Here is an 18,462-nt window from a genome sequence, read left to right on the forward strand (position 1 = left end):
TATCTACGGCCTCACCTTTGTGCTCCTGTTTGGCTGCTGCCACGGCCAATGCCCTGGTCCTGTGAACCACTGCACTGGGATAACGGTAGTTGTCAGTCCCTTCATCTTTTGCGTGCGGAATTGGCTTGGGCAGTTCTCTCGTTTAATCAGCCGGCCCCGGATTGTCATCCGGGCTACCCCAACACGAAATCGAACACCAGCTTCAGGTTCAGCGCGATGATGATGGCCGCGGTCAGCGCAGCCAATGCGGTGACCCAGCGCGGCGCGACGAACGGGCCCATCTTGCTCCGGCTTGCGGTGAACAGGACCAGGGGCACCACGGCGAATGGCAGTTGCAGGCTCAGCACCACCTGGCTGAGGATCAGCAACTGCCCGGTCGCCTTCTCGCCGTACCAGATCGTCACGCCGACCGCCGGGACGATCGCGATCATCCGCGTGACCATGCGGCGCAGCCACGGCGCCATGCGGAATTTGATGAATCCCTCCATCACGATCTGACCGGCCAGCGTCGCGGTGATCGTCGAGTTCAATCCGCAGCACAACAGCGCGATGCCGAACAGGGTCGGCGCCAGCGTCGAGCCGAGCATCGGCGCCAGAAAGGTGTGGGCCTGTTCGAGCTCGGCGACATCGTGGCGGCCGGCCTTGTGGAAGGTGGCGGCCGCGAGGATCAGGATCGAGGCATTGATGGTCAGCGCCAGACACAGCGCGATGGTGGAATCCCAGGTCGAAAGCGTGATCGCTTCCTTCTTCTCCGCGACGCTGTCGCCATAGCCGCGGGTCTGCACGAGCCCGGAATGCAGATAGAGATTATGCGGCATCACCGTCGCGCCGAGAATGCCGAGCGCGAGGAACAGCATTTCACGATTGTGCAGAATCTCGGTGGTCGGCGCGAAACCGCGGATCACCTCGCCCCAGTTCGGATCGGCCATCGCGATCTGCACCGCGAAACACGCCGCGATCACGCCGAGCAGCGTCACCACGAAGGCCTCGATCCAGCGGAAGCCGAACGCCTGCAGGGCCAGGATCAGGAACACGTCGGCCGCCGTGATGACGACGCCGATCTCGAGCGGAATGCCGAACAGCAGATTGAGGCCGATGGCAGTCCCGATCACTTCGGCCAGATCGGTCGCGGTGATGGCGATCTCCGCCGAGATCCACAGCAACCACGACACCGCGCGCGGAAAGGCGTCGCGGCAGGCCTGCGCGAGGTCGCGCCCGGCGCCGACGCCGAGCCGCGAACACAGCGACTGCAGCACGATCGCCATCAGATTGGAGAGCAACGCGATGGTCAGAAGCGCGTAGCCGAATTTTGAGCCGCCGGCGAGCGAGGTCGCCCAGTTGCCGGGGTCCATATAGCCGACCGCGACCAGATAGCCCGGCCCGAGAAACGCCAGCAGCTTGCGGAAGAACGAGCCGTTCTTGGCGACCTTGACCGAGGCGAACATGCCCAGCAGCGAGGGATCGCCACGCGCGGTACGCCAGCCGCCGGGCTTACCGACCACCTCGGTGGGCAGCGGATTCGTAGGATCGGCGGGAATGGCGGGGGCTTTGGCGTCCATCGCAAAAGGATGGCGGAAATTCCGGCTTATTGCAACTCATTTGCAACTGCATCTGCGTGACCGACCTTCGGATTTCGATTCGATGCCCGACCAGATGATCCTGCATCCTGGGCACCTGGCCCTGATCGAGATCAAAAGCTGCTAGAACGCTCACAACAGGAATCGGAGCACCACAATGAGCGGCAAGACCTACCGGGCGAAGCGATCGCTGACCATCGATCTGGAATATGACACGGCATTCCCGATCGCCGAGGGCGCGACCTATACCGACGACGGCACCACCATCTTCAACGATTACGTCTGTGATGAATTGTTCGAAGCGACCAGCCCCGCCCCCGGCGCGGTCCTGGTCAGCCATCCCGACGCCCGCCGGTCGCGGAAGAACTGAGAATTTCGACGCGAGGTGCAGCGGCAAGGTTCGTCCGATCAGTCTGCGACGCGCACATGCGAAGGAGATGAAGCGCCATGTCAAAGAAACCCAAGTTCGACCCAGCGATCCATGACGAGAACCCGGACTGGACGGCAGAGGATTTTGCACGGGCGCGGCCGGCATCCGAGTTACCCCCCGAGATTCTGGCACAGTTCAAGAACATGGTCGGCCGGCCCCGGATCGAGAACCCCAAGGTGCCGGTCAAGCTGCGGCTCGACGGCGACGTGCTCGAGGCGCTGCGCGCGACGGGTCCGGGATGGCAAACCCGGATCAACGACATGCTGAAGTCGAAAATCAGCCGCGGCAAGGTGAAGTTCGAGACGCCGGCGCCGCCGAAGAAGAAGCGGGCCTAGCTGGACAAGCGCGATTCTCGATCAAAGGCGATTGCTACCGGTTCGGTAATCGGGTGGCCGCGAGCCTGCCCGGCGCGGCAGGGTGCGAGCAACAGATCGGATCCGCCATGCCCTTGCCCCCTCGCCTGCCCGCTACCTTCAACCGCCTCGCCTGGTCGAACCTCGCGGCGCAATCGGCCGAGCAACTGGCGCTGGCGGCGGCGCCGATCGTCGCGGTGCTGCTGCTGGGCACAGGCGAGGGCCAGACCGGCCTGTTACAGACCGCGCTGACGCTGCCCTTCGTGCTGTTCGCGATCCCCGCCGGCCTGCTTGCCGACCGCATCTCGCGGCGCGTCCTGATGGCGTCGGCAGAGGCGATGCGCGCGGCCTCGCTGCTGACGATCCTGGCGCTGATCTGGTCCGGCCTGCTGACGCTGCCGTGGCTGGCGCTGCTCGGCTTTGTCGCGGTGTGCGGCACGGTGGTCTACAGCGTCGCCGCGCCCGCGCTGGTGCCGTCGCTGGTCGCATCCCCGCAACTCGCCGCGGCCAATGCGCGGATCGAACTGGCGCGCACCATCGCCTTTGCCGGCGGACCGGCGCTCGGCGGCGTGCTGGTCGGGCTTGTCGGCGCTGCACCGGCTTTCGGCGTTGCGGCGGCGCTGTCGATCGCAGCCGTCCTGTTGCTGTCCGGCATCCACGAACCTGCTCGCGCGCGCGTCATACGGCGGCGACCGCTGCAGGACATCGCAGAGGGGCTGGCCTTCGTCGCCCGCCATCCCTTGCTGCGGCCGGTGTTCGTCACCCAACTCATCTTCGGTGCCGCCGCCTTCCTCATCCTGGCGGTGTTCGTGCCCTACGCCGTTCGCCATCTCGGCCTTGGCGCCGTCGGCATCGGCGCCGTGCTTTCGATGTATGGCGGCGGCATGGTGATCGGTGCGCTATTGGCCACAAGGGTGATGCGGCGGCTGCCGTTCGGCCTCTGCATCGCGCTCGGGCCGGTCACCGGCCTGGTTGCCTCGCTGGTGATGGCGCTGACGACATGGATCGCCTCACCGGTGCTGGCCGGGTTGAGCTTCTTTCTGCTCGGCGCCGGTCCGATCCTGTGGGTGATCGCGACGACCACGCTACGGCAGTCGGTGACGCCGCCCAGCCTGCTCGGCCGCGTCTCCGCCATCAACATTTTAAGCTATGGCGCGCGCCCGATCGGTGCCGGCCTCGCGGCGGTGGTTGGCGGGTACTACGATGCGGAAGCCTGCCTGTACCTCGCCGTCGCCGGCTTTGCCTGGCAGGCTGTCGTCATCCTGACCTCGCCCGCCGTCGCGCTGGACCGGCAGCCGGAGATGGTCGGCGAGGCATCGGCCTAACGCGCACGACAGATAGTTCGACTATCACTACCGCACCGCAGCAGATTTGATAGTTCAAGTTCTCCCGCGTCGAAGCGTCGCAGACAGGCGAACAATCTTGCCAAACCCGGACGCAGGCCTTTGTCTGGCCAGCAAGCAAAAGGCCGGCCAACCAGGATCGGCTTCACCGGGGAGGATGACATGACCAGCAGGGACACGACTTCCACGCGCCGCCGCTTTCTGAAAACCGCCGCAGCCGGCGCCGCCGCGGCCACGATTACCGCGCCGGCGATTGCCCAGCAGCAGGGCCCGATCAGCATGCGCTGGCAGAGCACCTGGCCCGCCAAGGATATCTTCCACGAATACGCGCAGGACTACGCCAAGAAGGTCAATGACATGACCGGCGGCGACCTGAAGATCGAGGTGCTGCCGGCCGGCGCCGTGGTGCCGGCGTTCGGCCTGCTCGACGCGGTCTCCAAGGGCACGCTCGACGGCGGCCACGGCGTGATGGTGTATCACTACGGCAAGCAGACCGCTCTGGCGCTGTGGGGCTCGGGTCCCGCCTATGCGATGGACGCCAACATGCTGCTGGCCTGGCACAAATATGGTGGCGGCAAGGAGTTGCTGTCGAAGCTCTACGCCTCGATCGGCGCCAACGTCGTGTCCTTCCCCTATGGGCCGATGCCGACACAGCCGCTCGGCTGGTTCAAGAAGCCGATCACCAAGGCCGACGACCTCAAGGGCGTCAAATTCCGCACCGTCGGCATTTCGATCGACGTGTTCACCGGGCTGGGTGCCGCGGTCAACGCTTTGCCCGGCGGCGAGATCGTCTCGGCAATGGACCGAGGCCTGCTCGATGCCGCGGAATTTAACAACGCCTCGTCGGACCGCCTGCTCGGCTTCGCCGACGTCTCAAAAACCTGCATGCTGCAGAGCTATCACCAGAACGCCGAACAGTTCGAGATCCTGTTCAACAAGACCAAGTACGACGCGCTGCCGGAAAAGATGCGGGCGATCATTGCCAGCGCGGCAGATGCCGCCGGCCAGGACATGTCGTGGAAGGCGATCGACCGCTACTCGCAGGACTACGCCGACCTGCAGTCCAAGGACAAGGTGAAGTTCTACAAGACGCCGGACTCGGTGCTGCTGAGACAGCTCGAGATCTACGACGAGGTGGTCGCCAAGAAATCGGCGGAGAACCCTCTCTTCAAGGAGATCTCGGAATCCCAGCAGGCCTTTGCCAAGCGCACCACGCAATGGGAGCAGGATACGGTGGTAAACCGGCGCATGGCCTACAATCATTACTTCGGCGCCAACGCCAAGAAGAAGACCTGATGCCGGACTGATCGTACAGACGCATCATCCGGGATGGCGCATTCCGGGTGATGCTATCGTATTGTCTGTAAAGTTCGGGCCTTTCTACCCTCCCCTGGAGGGGAAGGGTGAAGAAGCACTGCTCTCGTGAAATGGCCTGCCCCATGAATGCCCAGCGCCTCCTGCACACGATCGACGGCATCAGCACCTTTGCCGGCAAGGCGGCCGCGTGGCTGATCATGGGGCTGATGACGCTGGTCTGCGTCGAGGTGTTCAAGCGCTACATCATGAACATGCCGACGGCGTGGATCTTCGACGCCTCGAACATGATGTACGGCTCGCTGTTCATGCTGTGCGGCGCCTATACGCTGGCGCAGAACGGCCATGTCCGCGGCGATTTCCTGTACAGCTCGATGCGGCCACGCACCCAGGCTGCCCTCGACCTGGTGCTGTACATCGTCTTCTTCCTGCCGGGCATCGCCGCGCTGGCCTATGCCGGCTGGGACTATGCCGGCGATAGCTGGCGCATCCGCGAACATTCCAACGTCACCGCCGACGGGCCGCCGGTCTATCATTTCAAGGCGATGATCCCGCTGGCGGGCGCGCTGCTGCTGCTGCAGGGCGCGGCCGAGATCATGCGCGCGATCATCTGCCTGCGCACCGGCGTGTGGCCGAGCCGACTGAAGGACGTCTCCGAGATCGACGTCGTCGAGGAGCAGCTCGCCGCCAGCGAGCACGTCGACGAGGAGACCCGCCGCAACGCCATCGCGCATGCGCAGGACATCGAGGAAGCCGCCAGGCAGCGCGGCATGGGGGACAGCATCCGATGAGCGATCCGGCACTCGGGCTCCTGATGCTCGGCCTCATCGTGGTAGTGATCATGATGGGCTTTCCCACCGCCTTCACCTTGATGGGGCTGGGGATGTTCTTCGGCTTCTTCGCCTATCACCGGGCCGACCAGCCGTGGGCGGACAATCACATTTTCGACCTGATGGTCCAGCGCACCTACGGCGCGATGACCAATGACGTGCTGATCTCGATCCCGTTGTTCGTGCTGATGGGATATGTGATGGAGAGGGGCGCGCTGGTCGACAAGATGTTCTATTCGATCCAGCTCGCGTTCCGCCGCGTGCCGGGTTCGCTCGCCGTGGCAACGCTGGTGGTCTGCACCTTCTGGGGCATCGCGTCGGGGCTGGTCGGCGCCGTCGTGGTGCTGATGGGCGTGATTGCATTCAACCCGATGCTGAAGGCGGGCTATGACGTGAAACTCGCGTCGGGCGTCATCACCGCCGGCGGCACGCTGGGCATTCTGATCCCGCCCTCGGTGATGATCATCGTCTATGCCGCGGTGGCCGGTCAGTCCGTCGTCAAGCTCTATGCCGCCGCGATGTTTCCCGGCTTCTTTCTGGCCTTCCTTTATCTGGTCTACGTCATCGGCTGGGCGTTGCTGAACCCGAAGATCGCGCCGAAGCTGCCGGAAAGCGAGACCCGCGTGCCGGTGCGGCCATGGGTGCGCGAGCTGCAGCAAAACTATTCCCTCCGCATGCTGCCGGCGCTGCTCGGCGCGGCCGTGGCGCCGTCGAAGGCGATGGCGCTGAGCATCGACGGCGCGCGGTTGCGCTATGGCGACCTTCTGAAAAATCTTGGCTTCGCGCTGGTGCCGCTAGTGCTCGCCGTGGCGACGCTGTGGGCGACGTGGTGGTTTGTCGTGATCCATCAGCAGCCGGACGTGCAGTCCGCGACCGTCATCGAGGCCACCGAGCGGATGCGATCCCCCGAGGCCCTGCCCTCTTCCGGCGAGCCGGCGGAGGAGAAGCTCGAGGAGCTCGGCGGCGGATCGTCGTCGGACGCGCGCGACAATGCACCGGAAGTGCTGCAGCAGATGGGCAGCGCCGATCTGCAAAACGAGGCATCGAAGGCGCCGGCCTATGCCGGGCCGCCGCCGCAATTCTACAGCTGGTTCGCCTTCATCGCCGCGGTCTCCGCGCTGCTGCTGTTCTATTACTACTGGACGATGGGCGCCGAGCAGTTCGAGGTGCTGCGGCTCCTGACCATCTCGGTGATGCCGCTCGGCATTCTGACGGCCGTGGTGCTGGCCGTGATCCTGCTCGGCATCACCACCGCGACTGAATCCGCCGCGGTTGGTGCGGCCGGCGCATTCCTGCTGGCGTTCCAGGCGCGTACGCTGGACTGGAAGCGCACCAAGGAGGCCGTGTTCCTCACCGCCAAGACGACCTCGATGGTGTGCTGGCTGTTCGTCGGCTCGGCTTTGTTCTCGGCGGTGTTCGCCATCCTCGGCGGCCAGGCGCTGCTGGAAGGCTGGGTGCTATCGCTCAACCTGTCGCCGATCCAGTTCATGATCCTGTCGCAGGCGATCATCTTCGTTCTCGGCTGGCCGCTGGAATGGACCGAGATCATCGTGATCTTCGTCCCGATCTTCCTGCCGATGCTGAAGCATTTCGGCATCGACCCGATCCTGTGGGGCGTGCTGGTGTTCGTCAACCTGCAGGCCGCCTTCCTGTCGCCGCCGGTGGCGATGTCGGCCTTCTACCTGAAGGGCGTGGCGCCGCCGCATGTCACGCTGAACCAGATCTTCTCCGGCATGATGCCCTATATGCTGATCGTCATCCTCTGCATGGTGCTGATGTATCTGTGGCCCGGCCTGACGCTGTGGCTGCCGAACTATCTGTACGGCAGTTAGAGCTTCCACCGAGGCGAGGCGGGGCCGGCTCGCCTCCGTTCGCAGAACCCTGGCAAGCCGCCCATGCGACGATGACATCCATCGTCTCATGCGGCGATTCGGATTTGTCGCGTCGCGCAGTCAACGATCCGGTATAGGCTTTGTTCGAATATTCTAGAAATATCGTTTGACGAACAGACCTGCCGCCGCCAGATTGCGCCGATGAAAGTCGATGATGCCGCCGCGAAACTCGAAGCACTGGGCAACCCGACGCGGCTGCGGATCTATCGCGCGCTGGTCCGCGCCGGCGCTTCCGGCCTGGCGGTCGGGCGCTTGCAGGACCGGCTGAAAATCGCGCCGTCGACGCTTTCGCATCACATCAAGACGCTGGTGGTCGCCGGTCTGATCACTCAGGTGCGCGAGTCCACCACGCTGCTGTGCCATGCCAACTATGCCGTCATGAACGGTCTGGTGGATTTTCTGGTCAGCGAATGCTGCGCCGATGCGCGCGAATGCGACAGCGGCACGCCAATAAGCGCCAAGCTGCGGATGTCCCTGACCATGAAGCCGCCTCAATGAGCCCGCGCCAGCTTCCGATCATCCTGGCCCTGGGCACGACCCAGACGCTGGCCTGGGCGTCCAGCTACTATCTCCCCGCCATTCTCGCCGATCCGATCGCGCATGATCTCGGGATTTCCAGCAACTGGCTGTTCGCGGCGTTCTCCGCGTCGCTGGTGATCTCGGCCCTGCTCGGCCCGCGCGTCGGCCGGCAGATCGATCTGTTCGGCGGCCGCCAGGTGCTGTCGGCCTCCAACATCATTCTGGCAGCCGGGCTCGCCGTGCTCGGCCTCGCCGGCTCGATCCCGGTTCTGATCGTGGCGTGGCTGCTGCTCGGAATCGGCATGGGGCTCGGGCTCTATGACGCCGCCTTCGCGGCGCTGGGGAGAATCTACGGCAACGAGGCGCGGCGCTCGATCACCGGGATCACGCTGCTGGCAGGCCTCGCCAGCACCGTCGGCTGGCCGTTGACGGCCTGGGGCCTGTCGACGATCGGCTGGCGCGAGACGTGTTTTGCCTGGGCAGCGGCGCATATTCTGCTCGGCCTGCCGCTCAACCTGATCTTCCTTCCCGCCATCAAGGGCGCCAAGGCCGCGGCCGTGACCGCGATCAAGCCGCAGGTGCCGATCGACCGCACCATGGTGTTGCTGGCCTTTGCCTTTGCCGCGGCATGGACCGTCACCGGCGCGATGGCGGCGCATCTGCCGCGCATCATGGAGGCCGCCGGCGCCACGCCGCTGCAGGCGATCAGCGCCGGCATGCTGATCGGGCCCGCGCAGGTGATCGCGCGGATCTTCGAGGCCGGTTTTCTCAGCCGCTATCATCCGCTGCTCTCGACGCGGCTGGCGTGCCTGACGCATCCGCTCGGCGTCGGCATCCTGGCGCTGTTCGGCGGCGGCGCGGCCGGCGTGTTCGCGCTGTTTCACGGCGCCGGCAACGGCGTCCTCACCATCGCGCGCGGCACGCTGCCGCTGGCGATCTTCGGGCCCAGAGATTACGGCTATCGCCTGGGGCTGCTCGGCGCGCCGTCGCGGATGGCGCAGGCGGCAGCCCCCTTGGCGTTCGGCCTGTTGATCGACGTGATCGGTAGCCGCGTGCTGATCGTGTCGTCGGCGCTTAGCCTGTCGGCGCTGCTGGCGCTGCTGCTGCTGCGCGCCGTGCCGCAGCGCATCCCGAACACTGCTTCGGGAATTGCGGAACCAGACGCGCGTTAGCCTGGCAGATCGCGCTGAGATCTGCTTCGAAGCGCTTTATTAGCGGCGATCCCGGGAAGTTGCGCAGGTCGTCGCTGCCGATATGCCATGCCGCCCGGAAATAGTCGTCAACGTCGAATAGCAGCGCGCTCTCAAGCGACCTGTGCATCAAGCACAACCTGCTGAACCGATGACTTTTGACATTCGCACGGCTACGCAGCGACAGGATGATGCGCTATCATGACTGTCATCATCCAAGAAGGAAAACACGTGTTATCTCTCGAACTCGGGATCGTCACGGTCCTGATCGTCATCAACGGCCTGCTCGCGATGTCCGAGCTGGCGATCGTATCGGCCCGTCCGGCGCGCCTCGCCGCTCTCGTGGAGAAAGGCGTCAGGGGCTCCCGCCGCGCTCTGGCGCTGGCGTCCGATCCCGGAAAATTCCTTTCCACCGTTCAGATAGGCATCACGCTGATCGGCGTGCTGTCCGGCGCGATCTCGGGCGCGACGCTGGGCCAGCGGCTCACCGAGTTCCTGCTCGGCGTCGGCGTCTCCAAGGGCCTCGCCGATACGCTGGGCGTCGGCATCGTCGTCAGCCTGATCACCTATGCGTCGCTGATCATCGGCGAGCTGGTTCCCAAGCAGATCGCGCTGCGCGATCCCGAGGCGGTCGCCGTGCGCGTCGCTCCGGCGATGGTGCTGCTGGCGAAGATCTCGCTGCCGCTCGTATGGCTGCTGGATCGTTCCGGCAAGGCATTGCTGTGGCTGCTCGGCCAGCGCGGCGACGCGGAGGAAAAGATCAGCGAAGACGAAATCCGCTCGCTGGTCACCGAAGCCGAAACGGCGGGTGTGCTGGAACCCGGCGAGAAGGAAATGATCGCCGGCGTGATGCGGCTCGGCGACCTGCCGGTCGGCGCGGTGATGACGCCGCGCCATGAAGTGGCGATGATCGACCTGGCCGACGAGATCGCCGACATTTTCGCGCAGCTGCGCGACAGCAGCCATTCGCGCTTTGCGGTGTTCGACGGCAATCGTGATTCCGCGGTGGGCATCATCCAGGCCAAGGACCTGCTCGATGTGTATCTGTCCGGCCAGACGCCGGACCTGCGCGCGCTGGTGCGCGAGGCGCCGGTGATCCCGGACTCGGTGGATGCCCGCGACGTCGTCGCCATCCTCAGGGACTCGCCGGTACATATGGGCCTCGTGCACGACGAATACGGCGTGTTCCAGGGCGTCGTGACCTCGGCCGATATTCTGGAGTCGATCGTCGGCTCGTTCCATACCGAGGACGGACCGGCCGAAGCGCCGTACCATCAGCGGGACGATGGCAGCTATCTGATATCAGGCTGGATGCCGGCGGTGGACTTTGCCGAGCTGCTCCACATCGAGCTGCCGCTGCAACAGCGACCGTACCAGACCTTCGCGGGGTTCCTGCTGCAGGAATTCGGCAAGATTCCCGACGAGGGCGATCACGTCGTGGCGCACGGGTGGCGCTTCGAAGTGATGGACCTCGACGGCCGCCGCATCGACAAGGTGCTGGCGAGCCAGGTGGAAGAAGTTGCGCTGGGGTAGTTGCATCGCTCACTATATCGACTCCGAATGCACCGCCACTCAAATTGCGCCTTTCGAACTTAGACGTGGAAAGCGATCCATATTCCAAAGGCTTGCTATCAGTCCTCGCTCATCAGGACTTATAATCTGCGTTCGTGTTAGATCCTCCAAATCGTCCACCCGTTTCAGAATTTCGCGCCTAGCTTCCAGAGTAAAAGGGCCAAGACCCTCATTTCCGCTTCTTCGCTTCTCCCACCTCTTAGAGGGATTATTTCGAAATTCTGATAGCCAGTCGCGAAAGTTCAGGAAGGGCAGCAGTTCAAGATGCCCCGCTCTGATCAACTCTTTAGCCGATTTATCCTTTCTCACTACAGTGCAAGTCCAGCAACCGAACCGACCGGATGAACATGGGGGAGCTTGAGGCGATTTAATGATTGGGCACTCGCCAGAAGCGCCTCGATATAGAGTTTCGAGCGTCGACGGATCTAGTGATGTCGGCGTCGAAAGACCGAAGATGGCATCCCAGACCTCGGACACATTCAGTTCGACAATCGGAAGGAAGAGGTCATAATCCCCCTTACCCTCACGTTGCTTTTGCCAATACAGATTGGCGCTTTTAGCTAGGGAGCGATCCCTTTGCTGACTCTCGGCAGCGCGTAGGCCGAGTATAACAACTGTATTTGCGGGATCATGGCGCGCAATAAAAGCAGAAACAGGCTTTATTCTCAGACCCGTTGTGCACCATCGAAAATTATTCGTCGGAGGCGGATAACCCCTGCCAATTATTTTCACAAAGAATCTATCGTGTAGTGGGGACTTAAGTACATGCGTTTTAAAACTTGCGGATAATCCACCCAATTCTTGATTTAATTTACCAAAAAGGCCGCGAACGTATGCGTCTAAGATCGGATTCTCAACTCCAGTATCACAGTATATTACTGTTACGCTAGCCAAGGAAATGCGAGCTTTTTTATAAGCAGCCAAAAATATCTTTAGAGCAGCAGATGAATCCTTTCCACCTGAGAACGCTAGTATCCAATTAGCTGTCGCACGCTGGCGTATTGCTTCAACCGTGCTATCGATCGCTTTCAACACCGGATCATTGGTCAAGAGCATTGAGTCTTTTTTCTACACTGGTCCTGTATTTCAACCCAATTATCTCAAGCTGCTCTATTGCAATTTCCACTTGCCTTTTAGTACAGACGATCGAACCGAATATAGAAACCGCAACAATAATCAAGAAAATCATAGCTGCAGGAAACGCCTCCTCCAACCCTATAAAGTAAAATGCCAACGCCACGAGAAAGAAAATCAACGCTATAACCGTCGAGTCCGCACAAGAGGACCAGACAGCACCGTTAGCGTAGGCGAGACTTCTTTTCTGCTTCAAGCTTTCATCTTGGTCGATAAGGGTGAAAAATAACGACCTTAAATTCTTCCAAGTATAACGCTCGGGTTGGTCGGGATAACCGCTGATTGACACCAGCCCTTGTCTAATACTTTCACTAATTTTCTTATGATGCGGTGCGTTTGCCCAACGCCGGAACGGAGTTATATAATAAAGTGCTCCTGGCACAATTATTGAGGGCAGAAATTCAGCCTTGCTAAAGTCTGGCAATGTGGTGGTCCACCACCCTGTGAACCCCCCCAATAGCTTAGCGTAAATCAAAATGATGGCTGCCGTGAAGTGCTCCCCAAAACTAGGCCAGCCGGAGCTGGAATTTTCCGGGGTTATGAAGTGCTCCCCAAAACTAGGCCAGCCGGAGCTGGAATTTTCCGGGGTTAGGCTCATGCCGGCGGGGGCGCCGATGAGCCATTCAACAGCGATATCGGCGCCTTGTTACCGATCGCGCTATGTGGCCGGACTTCGTTGTAGTCTCTACGCCAATCCTCCATTTTCTGCCGTGCGTCGTCAAGGCTCAGTAACCAGTGCGTGTTCAGGCATTCGCTTCTGAACTTGCCGTTGAAGGATTCGATGAAGCTGTTGTCCGTCGGCTTGCCTGGCCGCGAGAAGTCCAGCACGACGCCCTTCTGATAAGCCCAGATATCGAGATCGCGAGAGATGAACTCTGATCCCTGGTCGACACGGATGGTTTTCGGATAGCCAACGGTCTTGCAGATGCGCTCTAGGGTGACCACGACATCCTCGCCACGATAACTGAAACGCGGATCGACGGCTGGCGAGAAGCGGCTAAAGGTATCGACGATCGTCAGCACGCGGATCTTGCGGCCCGTGGCGAGCTGGTCGTGCACGAAGTCCATTGCCCAGGTCTCGTTGACCTGGACAGCATCTGTTCGATCCTCACGCAGCTTGGCCTTCACGCGACGCTTCGGCGTTTTGTTGCGCAATTGCAGGCTCAACTCCCTATAAAGACGGTAGACACGCTTGACGTTGACGTCCCAGCCCTCACGCAGCAGTAGGACATGGACCCGGCGATAGCCGTATCTCACCCGCGTCTCGCAGATCTCCCTGATCCGGTGTTTGAGAGCGGCCTGGTCGCCACGCTTCGACTTGTAGCCGTAAAGTGCGCGATCGATCCGGAGCGTCGAACAGGCCCGCCTGATCGAGACCTTCCAGTCGCCGCACACCCTGTCGACAAGCTCGCGCTTGCGGTCAGGCCTCAGAGTTTTTTTGAGAGCACATCCTGCAGCATGGCCTTGTCCAGCGACAGGTCAGCTACGATCCGCTTCAGCTTGCCATTCTCTTCCTCCAGCTGACGCAAGCGCTTCATCTCCGAGGGCATCAGGCCTGCATACTTCTTCCGCCAGTTGTAAAAAGTAGCCTCGCTGATCCCGGCCTTGCGGCAGACCTCCGCGACTGCCGAGCCATCTTCCGCCTGCTTCAAAACGAATACGATCTGCGCTTCTGAAAACTTCGATGCCTTCATGGAACTCTCCTCGTCCCCGTCAGGGGATCATAAATGGAAAATTCCAGGTCAAACTGGCCTAATTTGGTGGGGGCACGTCAGACGGCACCAAGAAGCGAGCGAACTTTAGAAATGCAAGTGTCATACGTTTTCCTGCTACTGAATTGTATTCGGCACCTCGTAGCGAACATTTTTTACATTGCAATTATAACGATAGCTACACCCATTCGTTAGGTAGTCTTGCCAGACGGGTCCTTTTTCCTGCACGACGACGGAAGCTACCTGATCGCGGGCTGGATGCCGGCGGTGGACTTTGCCGAGCTGCTGCACATCGAGCTGCCGCTGCAACAGCGACCGTACCAGACCTTCGCGGGATTCCTGCTGCAGGAGTTCGGCAAGATCGCCGACGAGGGCGATCACGTCGTGGCGCACGGTTGGCGCTTCGAAGTGATGGACCTCGACGGCCGCCGCATCGACAAGGTGCTGGCGAGCCAGGCGGAAGAAGTCGCGCTGGGGTAGCGCTGAAGTCCGTAGCCCGGATGGAACGAAGCGCAATCCGGGAAGACCGTCCATATTGAATCGCCGGCCCCTGATTTCGCTTCGCTCCATCCGGGCTACCTTGCGCCCTACTCCATCCCGCGGCCGAACTTATTCGACTTCGGGAAGCCCTTCGGCGGCAGCCGGCCGGCGTCGGCGCGGTTGCCGCGCCATTCGGCCAGTTCCTTCATGGTCGCCGAAAACTCGCGGCCGGCGCCGTCGCGCCAGAACAGGCCGGCCTTAGCGGTGAAGGTGGCGACGTCGGAGAGCCCGCCATCCTTGTACTTCTGCAGCCGCACGCCGCGGCCGCGGCTCATCTCCGGCACGTCGGCCAGCGGGAAGATCAGCATCTTGCGGTTCTCGCCGATCACCGCAACACTGTCGTTGCCTTCCTCGACCACGGTCAGCGCCTTGGCTTCGTTCGGCATGTCGACATTGAGGACCTGCTTGCCCTTGCGGGTGTTGCCGACGCAATCATCCTCATTGACCATGAAGCCCTGTCCGTCGTGGCTGGCGATCAGGAACTTGCGGCCGCCCTTGTGGACGAACAGCGACACGATGGCGGCGTCGCCTTCCATGTCGATGAACATGCGGATCGGCTCGCCATGGCCGCGGCCGCCGGGCAGCTTCGACACGTCGAGCGCATAGAAGCGGCCGTTGGTCGCGAGCAGCATCAGCTTCGAGGTGGTCTCGGCGAAGAATGCCTTGTCGAGCCTGTCGTCGGTCTTGAAGACGAGACCCGATGTATCGGCGACATGGCCCTTCAGCGTGCGCACCCAGCCCTTGTCGGAGATCACCACCGTGACCGGCTCGCGCTCGACGAGCGACTCTTCCAATGCAGCGAGATCGTGCTCCGGCGCATCCGCGAACATCGTGCGGCGCTTGCCGAGCGGCGTCTTCGGCCCGAACATATCGCGGACTTTTCGCACCTGCTCGGCGACCTTGCCCCACTGCTCGGTCTCGGACTTCAGGATCGCGTTGATGCCGCGCAACTCGTCGCGCAGCTTCTTGTCTTCGGTGCGGATCTCGAATTCTTCCAGCTTGCGCAGGCTGCGCAGCCGCATGTTGAGGATTGCCTCGGCCTGCACGTCCGAAAGCGTGAAGGTCTTCATCAGCACCGGCTTCGGCTCATCCTCAGAGCGGATGATCTTGATCACCTTGTCGATGTTCAAGTACGCAATCAGATAGCCGCCGAGCACTTCGAGACGATGCTCGATCTGGCCCTTGCGATAATTGGAGCGGCGCAGCAAGACGTCGCGCAGATGGTCGAGCCATTCGCGCAGGCATTCGGCGAGGCCGAGCACCTTCGGAATCTTTCCCTTGACCAGCACGTTGAGGTTCAGCGGGATCTTGCTCTCGAGTTCGGTCAGCCGGAACAGCGATTCCATCACCAGTTCGGGATCGACCGTCTTCGATTTCGGCTCAATGACGATGCGCACGTCTTCGGCGGATTCGTCGCGGATGTCGCCGAGCAGCGGCAGCTTCTTGTCGTTGAGCAGTTCGGCGATCTTCTCGATCAGCCGCGACTTCTGCACCAGCCACGGGATCTGCGTGACGACCACGGTCCACATGCCGCGGGCGCCCTCCTCCTTCTCCCATTTGGCGCGGGTGCGGAACGAGCCGCGCCCGGTCATGTAGGCCTCGGCGATGCTTTCCTTGCTGTCGACGATGATGCCGCCGGTCGGGAAATCCGGGCCCTTGACCCAGCGCAGCAGCGCCTTCGACTTGGCGTCCGGCTTCTCGATCAGGTGCAAGGCGGCGTCGCACAGTTCGGCGACATTGTGCGGCGGGATCGAGGTCGCCATGCCGACGGCGATGCCCTGCGCGCCGTTGGCCAGCAGGTTCGGAAAACCGCCGGGGAGCACCGAGGGCTCCTTGGTCTGGCCGTCGTAATTCGGCTTCAGCTCGACGGCGTCTTCGTCGATGCCCTCCAGCAGCAGCCGCGCGACGTCGGTCATGCGGGCTTCGGTGTAGCGGTAGGCGGCAGCGCTATCGCCGTCGATATTGCCGAAGTTGCCCTGGCCGTCGACCAGCGGGTAGCGCGAGGAGAAGTCCTGCGCCAGGCGCACCAGCGCGTCATAGATCGACTGGTCGCCGTGCGGATGGAACGAGCCCATCACGTCGCCGACGATTTTTGCGGATTTCTTGAACGGCGTGCCGGGGTCGAGCCGTAAGAGCCGCATGCCATACAGGATGCGGCGGTGCACCGGCTTCAGCCCGTCGCGGGCGTCCGGCAGCGCGCGATGCATGATGGTCGATAGCGCATAAGCGAGATAGCGCTCCTCGAGCGCGTCACGCAGCTGCACTTCGTGGATCTCAGCCGGCTCTTGCGGCGGAATCAGTCTTTTTCCCATGCGCAGGGGTTAGCCGCAGAATGCGAATCGGGCAAGAAATGAATCTCAGTAAAGCACTTGCAAATCTTACCTAATAAAGTATATTTAAAGTTGTAGTTGGGATGGTCTGCATACGCAGACCGACGGGACGTACTGTCCTGCCCGGCCGCCTTTTTTGTCATGCATCTGCTGTATCTCGACGATTCAGGCTCCGTCACCAACGCATCTGACCGGCACATTGTGTTGGCCGGACTTTCGGTGTTCGAGCGCCAACCGCACTGGTTTGCCGGCAAGATGGACGATATCGCCAAACAATTTTGGCCGGACAATGCAGAAAATCTCGAATTTCGCGGCTCAGATATTCTGAGCGGCAAAAAGCACTGGCGGGGCATCAGCAAAGCAGATCGCTTCAAGGCCTATCAGGAAGCCCTCGGCGTTCTGCGGGTGTCGAACCACGTAACCATCTTTGGCGCAGCGATTCACAAAGCCGCATTGTCGCCCAATGATCCTATGGAATACGCCTTCGAGCAGCTCTGCAATCGCTTCGATCGCTTTCTCGGCAGACTGCACAAAGCGGGTGATACACAGCGCGGATTGATCATTTTGGACAAGTCGTCCTACGAAACATCCCTCCAAGGGCTTGCCTTGAATTTTCGTAAGTCGGGGCATCGGTGGGGACAGATTTACAATCTGGCCGACGTCCCGATGTTCGTGGATTCCATAGCCACAAGGCTGATCCAGTTTGCAGACCTTATTGCGCATGCGATCCGTCGCTATTTCGAAAAAGAGGATGCCTCACTTTTCGATATCATTGCACCGAAGTTCGATACGGTCGGCGGCGTCCATACACGGACTTGTTCATTTCGCACCGCTAGATGTCAAATGCAGCTGCCCCTCCTGCAAGCAACGCCGAACGTACTGACGTGGTTGCCCAGCCCATTAACCAGACGCAGAGTCTAGCCGCTGCAGGTGCTTCGCCACCGCATGGATGAAACCGTCCCGCGCATCCGAATGGCCCTGCCCGCGCGGTTCCAGCACGTTTCTCATTAGGAACCGGCCGGTGAGGTCGAAGCCGTCCTGCAGGTCCTGGTCGGACCAGCTGTTTCGACCGCCCTCGCCGCTCTCGCGCAAGAACGGCGGCAGCCGCATCAGGCGGTCGCGCCAGGGCTCACCTGCCGTGCGTGACACCGCACCGCCGGACTTCGGCGAGACGTAGATAAGGTCGGTGGTGACGCCGGTGGCGGCGCAGTTTTCCAGATCGAGGCCGAAGCCGAGTTCGGCCAGCATTGCCAGTTCGAAACGCACCACATGGATCGCCGCCTCGCTGACATCGTCAAAGTCGTTGAGGATGCGTTCCAGCATCTCGTAGATGTCCTCATGCGGGTCGCGCTCCGGCAGCAGCCGGGCCAGCGAGGCCAGATGGGTGACGCCATAGACCGCGTGGCCGGAGCCGAGCACCGTCGCGGCCCGCATCTTGGTCGCTTCCATCAAATAGTAGCCGAGCTGCTCGTCGATCCGCGCCCGCCAGGTCGCTCGCACCGAGTTGCCGGGCTGCAGCATCGGCCGCATCTTTGACCCCGCGCCGCCGCGCACCATGCCGAGATGGCGGCCGTGGTCGCGGGTCAACAGCTCGACAATGGCCGAGGCCTCGCCATGCTTACGCACCCCCAGCACGATGCCTTCGTCGGTCCATTCCATGGCGATGTTTTACCACAAGCGGTTGCCAGCGCGGAGGAACGTTTGTGATGCAGCGCGGTTGAAAAAT

At 61.9% G+C, this 18,462-nt stretch carries 17 protein-coding genes; 11 read left to right on the forward strand and 6 right to left on the reverse strand.

Annotation, left to right across the window (positions count from 1 at the left end; all coding sequences use genetic code 11):
* Positions 1-173 precede the first annotated feature (173 nt).
* Complete coding sequence (locus FIU28_RS15500; RefSeq protein ID WP_143574130.1) at positions 174-1,559, reverse strand: Nramp family divalent metal transporter; 1,386 nt, start codon at positions 1,557-1,559, stop codon at positions 174-176.
* Between the two features lie 175 nt (positions 1,560-1,734).
* Here FIU28_RS15500 and FIU28_RS15505 point away from each other — a divergent pair, with 175 nt between their 5' ends.
* The 9 genes from FIU28_RS15505 (at position 1,735) to FIU28_RS15545 (ending at position 10,981) form a co-directional block, all read left to right on the forward strand.
* Complete coding sequence (locus FIU28_RS15505; RefSeq protein ID WP_143574131.1) at positions 1,735-1,947, forward strand: hypothetical protein; 213 nt, start codon at positions 1,735-1,737, stop codon at positions 1,945-1,947.
* A gap of 77 nt (positions 1,948-2,024) precedes the next feature.
* Positions 2,025-2,342: a BrnA antitoxin family protein gene (locus FIU28_RS15510; RefSeq protein WP_143574132.1), complete on the forward strand. Its 318-nt coding sequence runs from the start codon at positions 2,025-2,027 to the stop codon at positions 2,340-2,342.
* A 107-nt stretch (positions 2,343-2,449) separates the two neighbouring features.
* Positions 2,450-3,685 (forward strand): MFS transporter, encoded by a 1,236-nt coding sequence (locus FIU28_RS15515; protein ID WP_143574133.1) that lies wholly within the window; start codon positions 2,450-2,452, stop codon positions 3,683-3,685.
* A 180-nt stretch (positions 3,686-3,865) separates the two neighbouring features.
* Complete coding sequence (locus tag FIU28_RS15520; protein WP_143574134.1) at positions 3,866-4,999, forward strand: TRAP transporter substrate-binding protein; 1,134 nt, start codon at positions 3,866-3,868, stop codon at positions 4,997-4,999.
* Positions 5,000-5,142: 143 nt separating this feature from the next.
* The gene (locus FIU28_RS15525) at positions 5,143-5,808 is read left to right on the forward strand and encodes a TRAP transporter small permease subunit (RefSeq protein WP_143574135.1); all 666 of its coding nucleotides are present in this window, start codon (positions 5,143-5,145) and stop codon (positions 5,806-5,808) included.
* A complete protein-coding gene (locus FIU28_RS15530; protein WP_143574136.1) occupies positions 5,805-7,679 on the forward strand; it encodes a TRAP transporter large permease in 1,875 nt (624 codons plus the stop codon). Before FIU28_RS15525 ends, FIU28_RS15530 begins: the two co-directional genes overlap by 4 nt.
* 201 nt (positions 7,680-7,880) lie before the next feature.
* Positions 7,881-8,237: an ArsR/SmtB family transcription factor gene (locus FIU28_RS15535; RefSeq protein WP_143574137.1), complete on the forward strand. Its 357-nt coding sequence runs from the start codon at positions 7,881-7,883 to the stop codon at positions 8,235-8,237.
* Positions 8,234-9,430 carry an MFS transporter gene (locus FIU28_RS15540; RefSeq protein ID WP_143574138.1) on the forward strand — a complete coding sequence of 399 codons (1,197 nt, stop codon included), beginning with the start codon at positions 8,234-8,236 and terminating at the stop codon, positions 9,428-9,430. Before FIU28_RS15535 ends, FIU28_RS15540 begins: the two co-directional genes overlap by 4 nt.
* 249 nt (positions 9,431-9,679) lie before the next feature.
* The gene (locus FIU28_RS15545; protein ID WP_143574139.1) at positions 9,680-10,981 is read left to right on the forward strand and encodes a hemolysin family protein; all 1,302 of its coding nucleotides are present in this window, start codon (positions 9,680-9,682) and stop codon (positions 10,979-10,981) included.
* 39 nt (positions 10,982-11,020) lie between these two features.
* On the opposite strand, the gene FIU28_RS15550 is transcribed toward FIU28_RS15545, so the two are convergent.
* From FIU28_RS15550 to FIU28_RS15560, 3 genes are all read right to left on the reverse strand, one after another.
* Entirely contained in the window at positions 11,021-12,076 is a 1,056-nt protein-coding gene (locus FIU28_RS15550; RefSeq protein WP_143574140.1) for a phosphoadenosine phosphosulfate reductase domain-containing protein, read from the reverse strand.
* Positions 12,060-12,752: a hypothetical protein gene (locus FIU28_RS15555; protein WP_143574141.1), complete on the reverse strand. Its 693-nt coding sequence runs from the start codon at positions 12,750-12,752 to the stop codon at positions 12,060-12,062. Before FIU28_RS15555 ends, FIU28_RS15550 begins: the two co-directional genes overlap by 17 nt.
* A protein-coding gene (locus FIU28_RS15560; RefSeq protein WP_441351275.1) for an IS3 family transposase occupies positions 12,749-13,848 on the reverse strand; the annotation gives its coding sequence in 2 pieces (ribosomal slippage) (positions 12,749-13,584 and positions 13,584-13,848; 1,101 coding nt in all). The genes FIU28_RS15555 and FIU28_RS15560 overlap by 4 nt, the downstream gene beginning before the upstream one ends.
* A gap of 219 nt (positions 13,849-14,067) precedes the next feature.
* Here FIU28_RS15560 and FIU28_RS15565 point away from each other — a divergent pair.
* Positions 14,068-14,346, forward strand: a complete 279-nt coding sequence (locus FIU28_RS15565; protein ID WP_246660695.1) for a transporter associated domain-containing protein — start codon at positions 14,068-14,070, stop codon at positions 14,344-14,346.
* Positions 14,347-14,453: 107 nt separating this feature from the next.
* Here the strand turns inward: FIU28_RS15565 and parC are convergent, their stop codons facing one another.
* Positions 14,454-16,718, reverse strand: coding sequence for a DNA topoisomerase IV subunit A (gene parC, locus FIU28_RS15570; protein ID WP_143574142.1), 2,265 nt, complete (start codon positions 16,716-16,718; stop codon positions 14,454-14,456).
* A 159-nt stretch (positions 16,719-16,877) separates the two neighbouring features.
* On the opposite strand from parC, the gene FIU28_RS15575 reads away from it, so the two are divergent.
* Positions 16,878-17,657 (forward strand): DUF3800 domain-containing protein, encoded by a 780-nt coding sequence (locus tag FIU28_RS15575; protein ID WP_143574143.1) that lies wholly within the window; start codon positions 16,878-16,880, stop codon positions 17,655-17,657.
* On the opposite strand, the gene recO is transcribed toward FIU28_RS15575, so the two are convergent.
* Positions 17,637-18,395 carry a DNA repair protein RecO gene (gene recO / locus FIU28_RS15580; protein WP_143574144.1) on the reverse strand — a complete coding sequence of 253 codons (759 nt, stop codon included), beginning with the start codon at positions 18,393-18,395 and terminating at the stop codon, positions 17,637-17,639. The two genes, FIU28_RS15575 and recO, sit on opposite strands and share 21 nt — an antisense overlap.
* Positions 18,396-18,462 lie beyond the last annotated feature (67 nt).

Source organism: Tardiphaga sp. vice154 (assembly GCF_007018645.1).
In the GTDB taxonomy this organism is placed as follows: Bacteria; Pseudomonadota; Alphaproteobacteria; order Rhizobiales; family Xanthobacteraceae; genus Tardiphaga.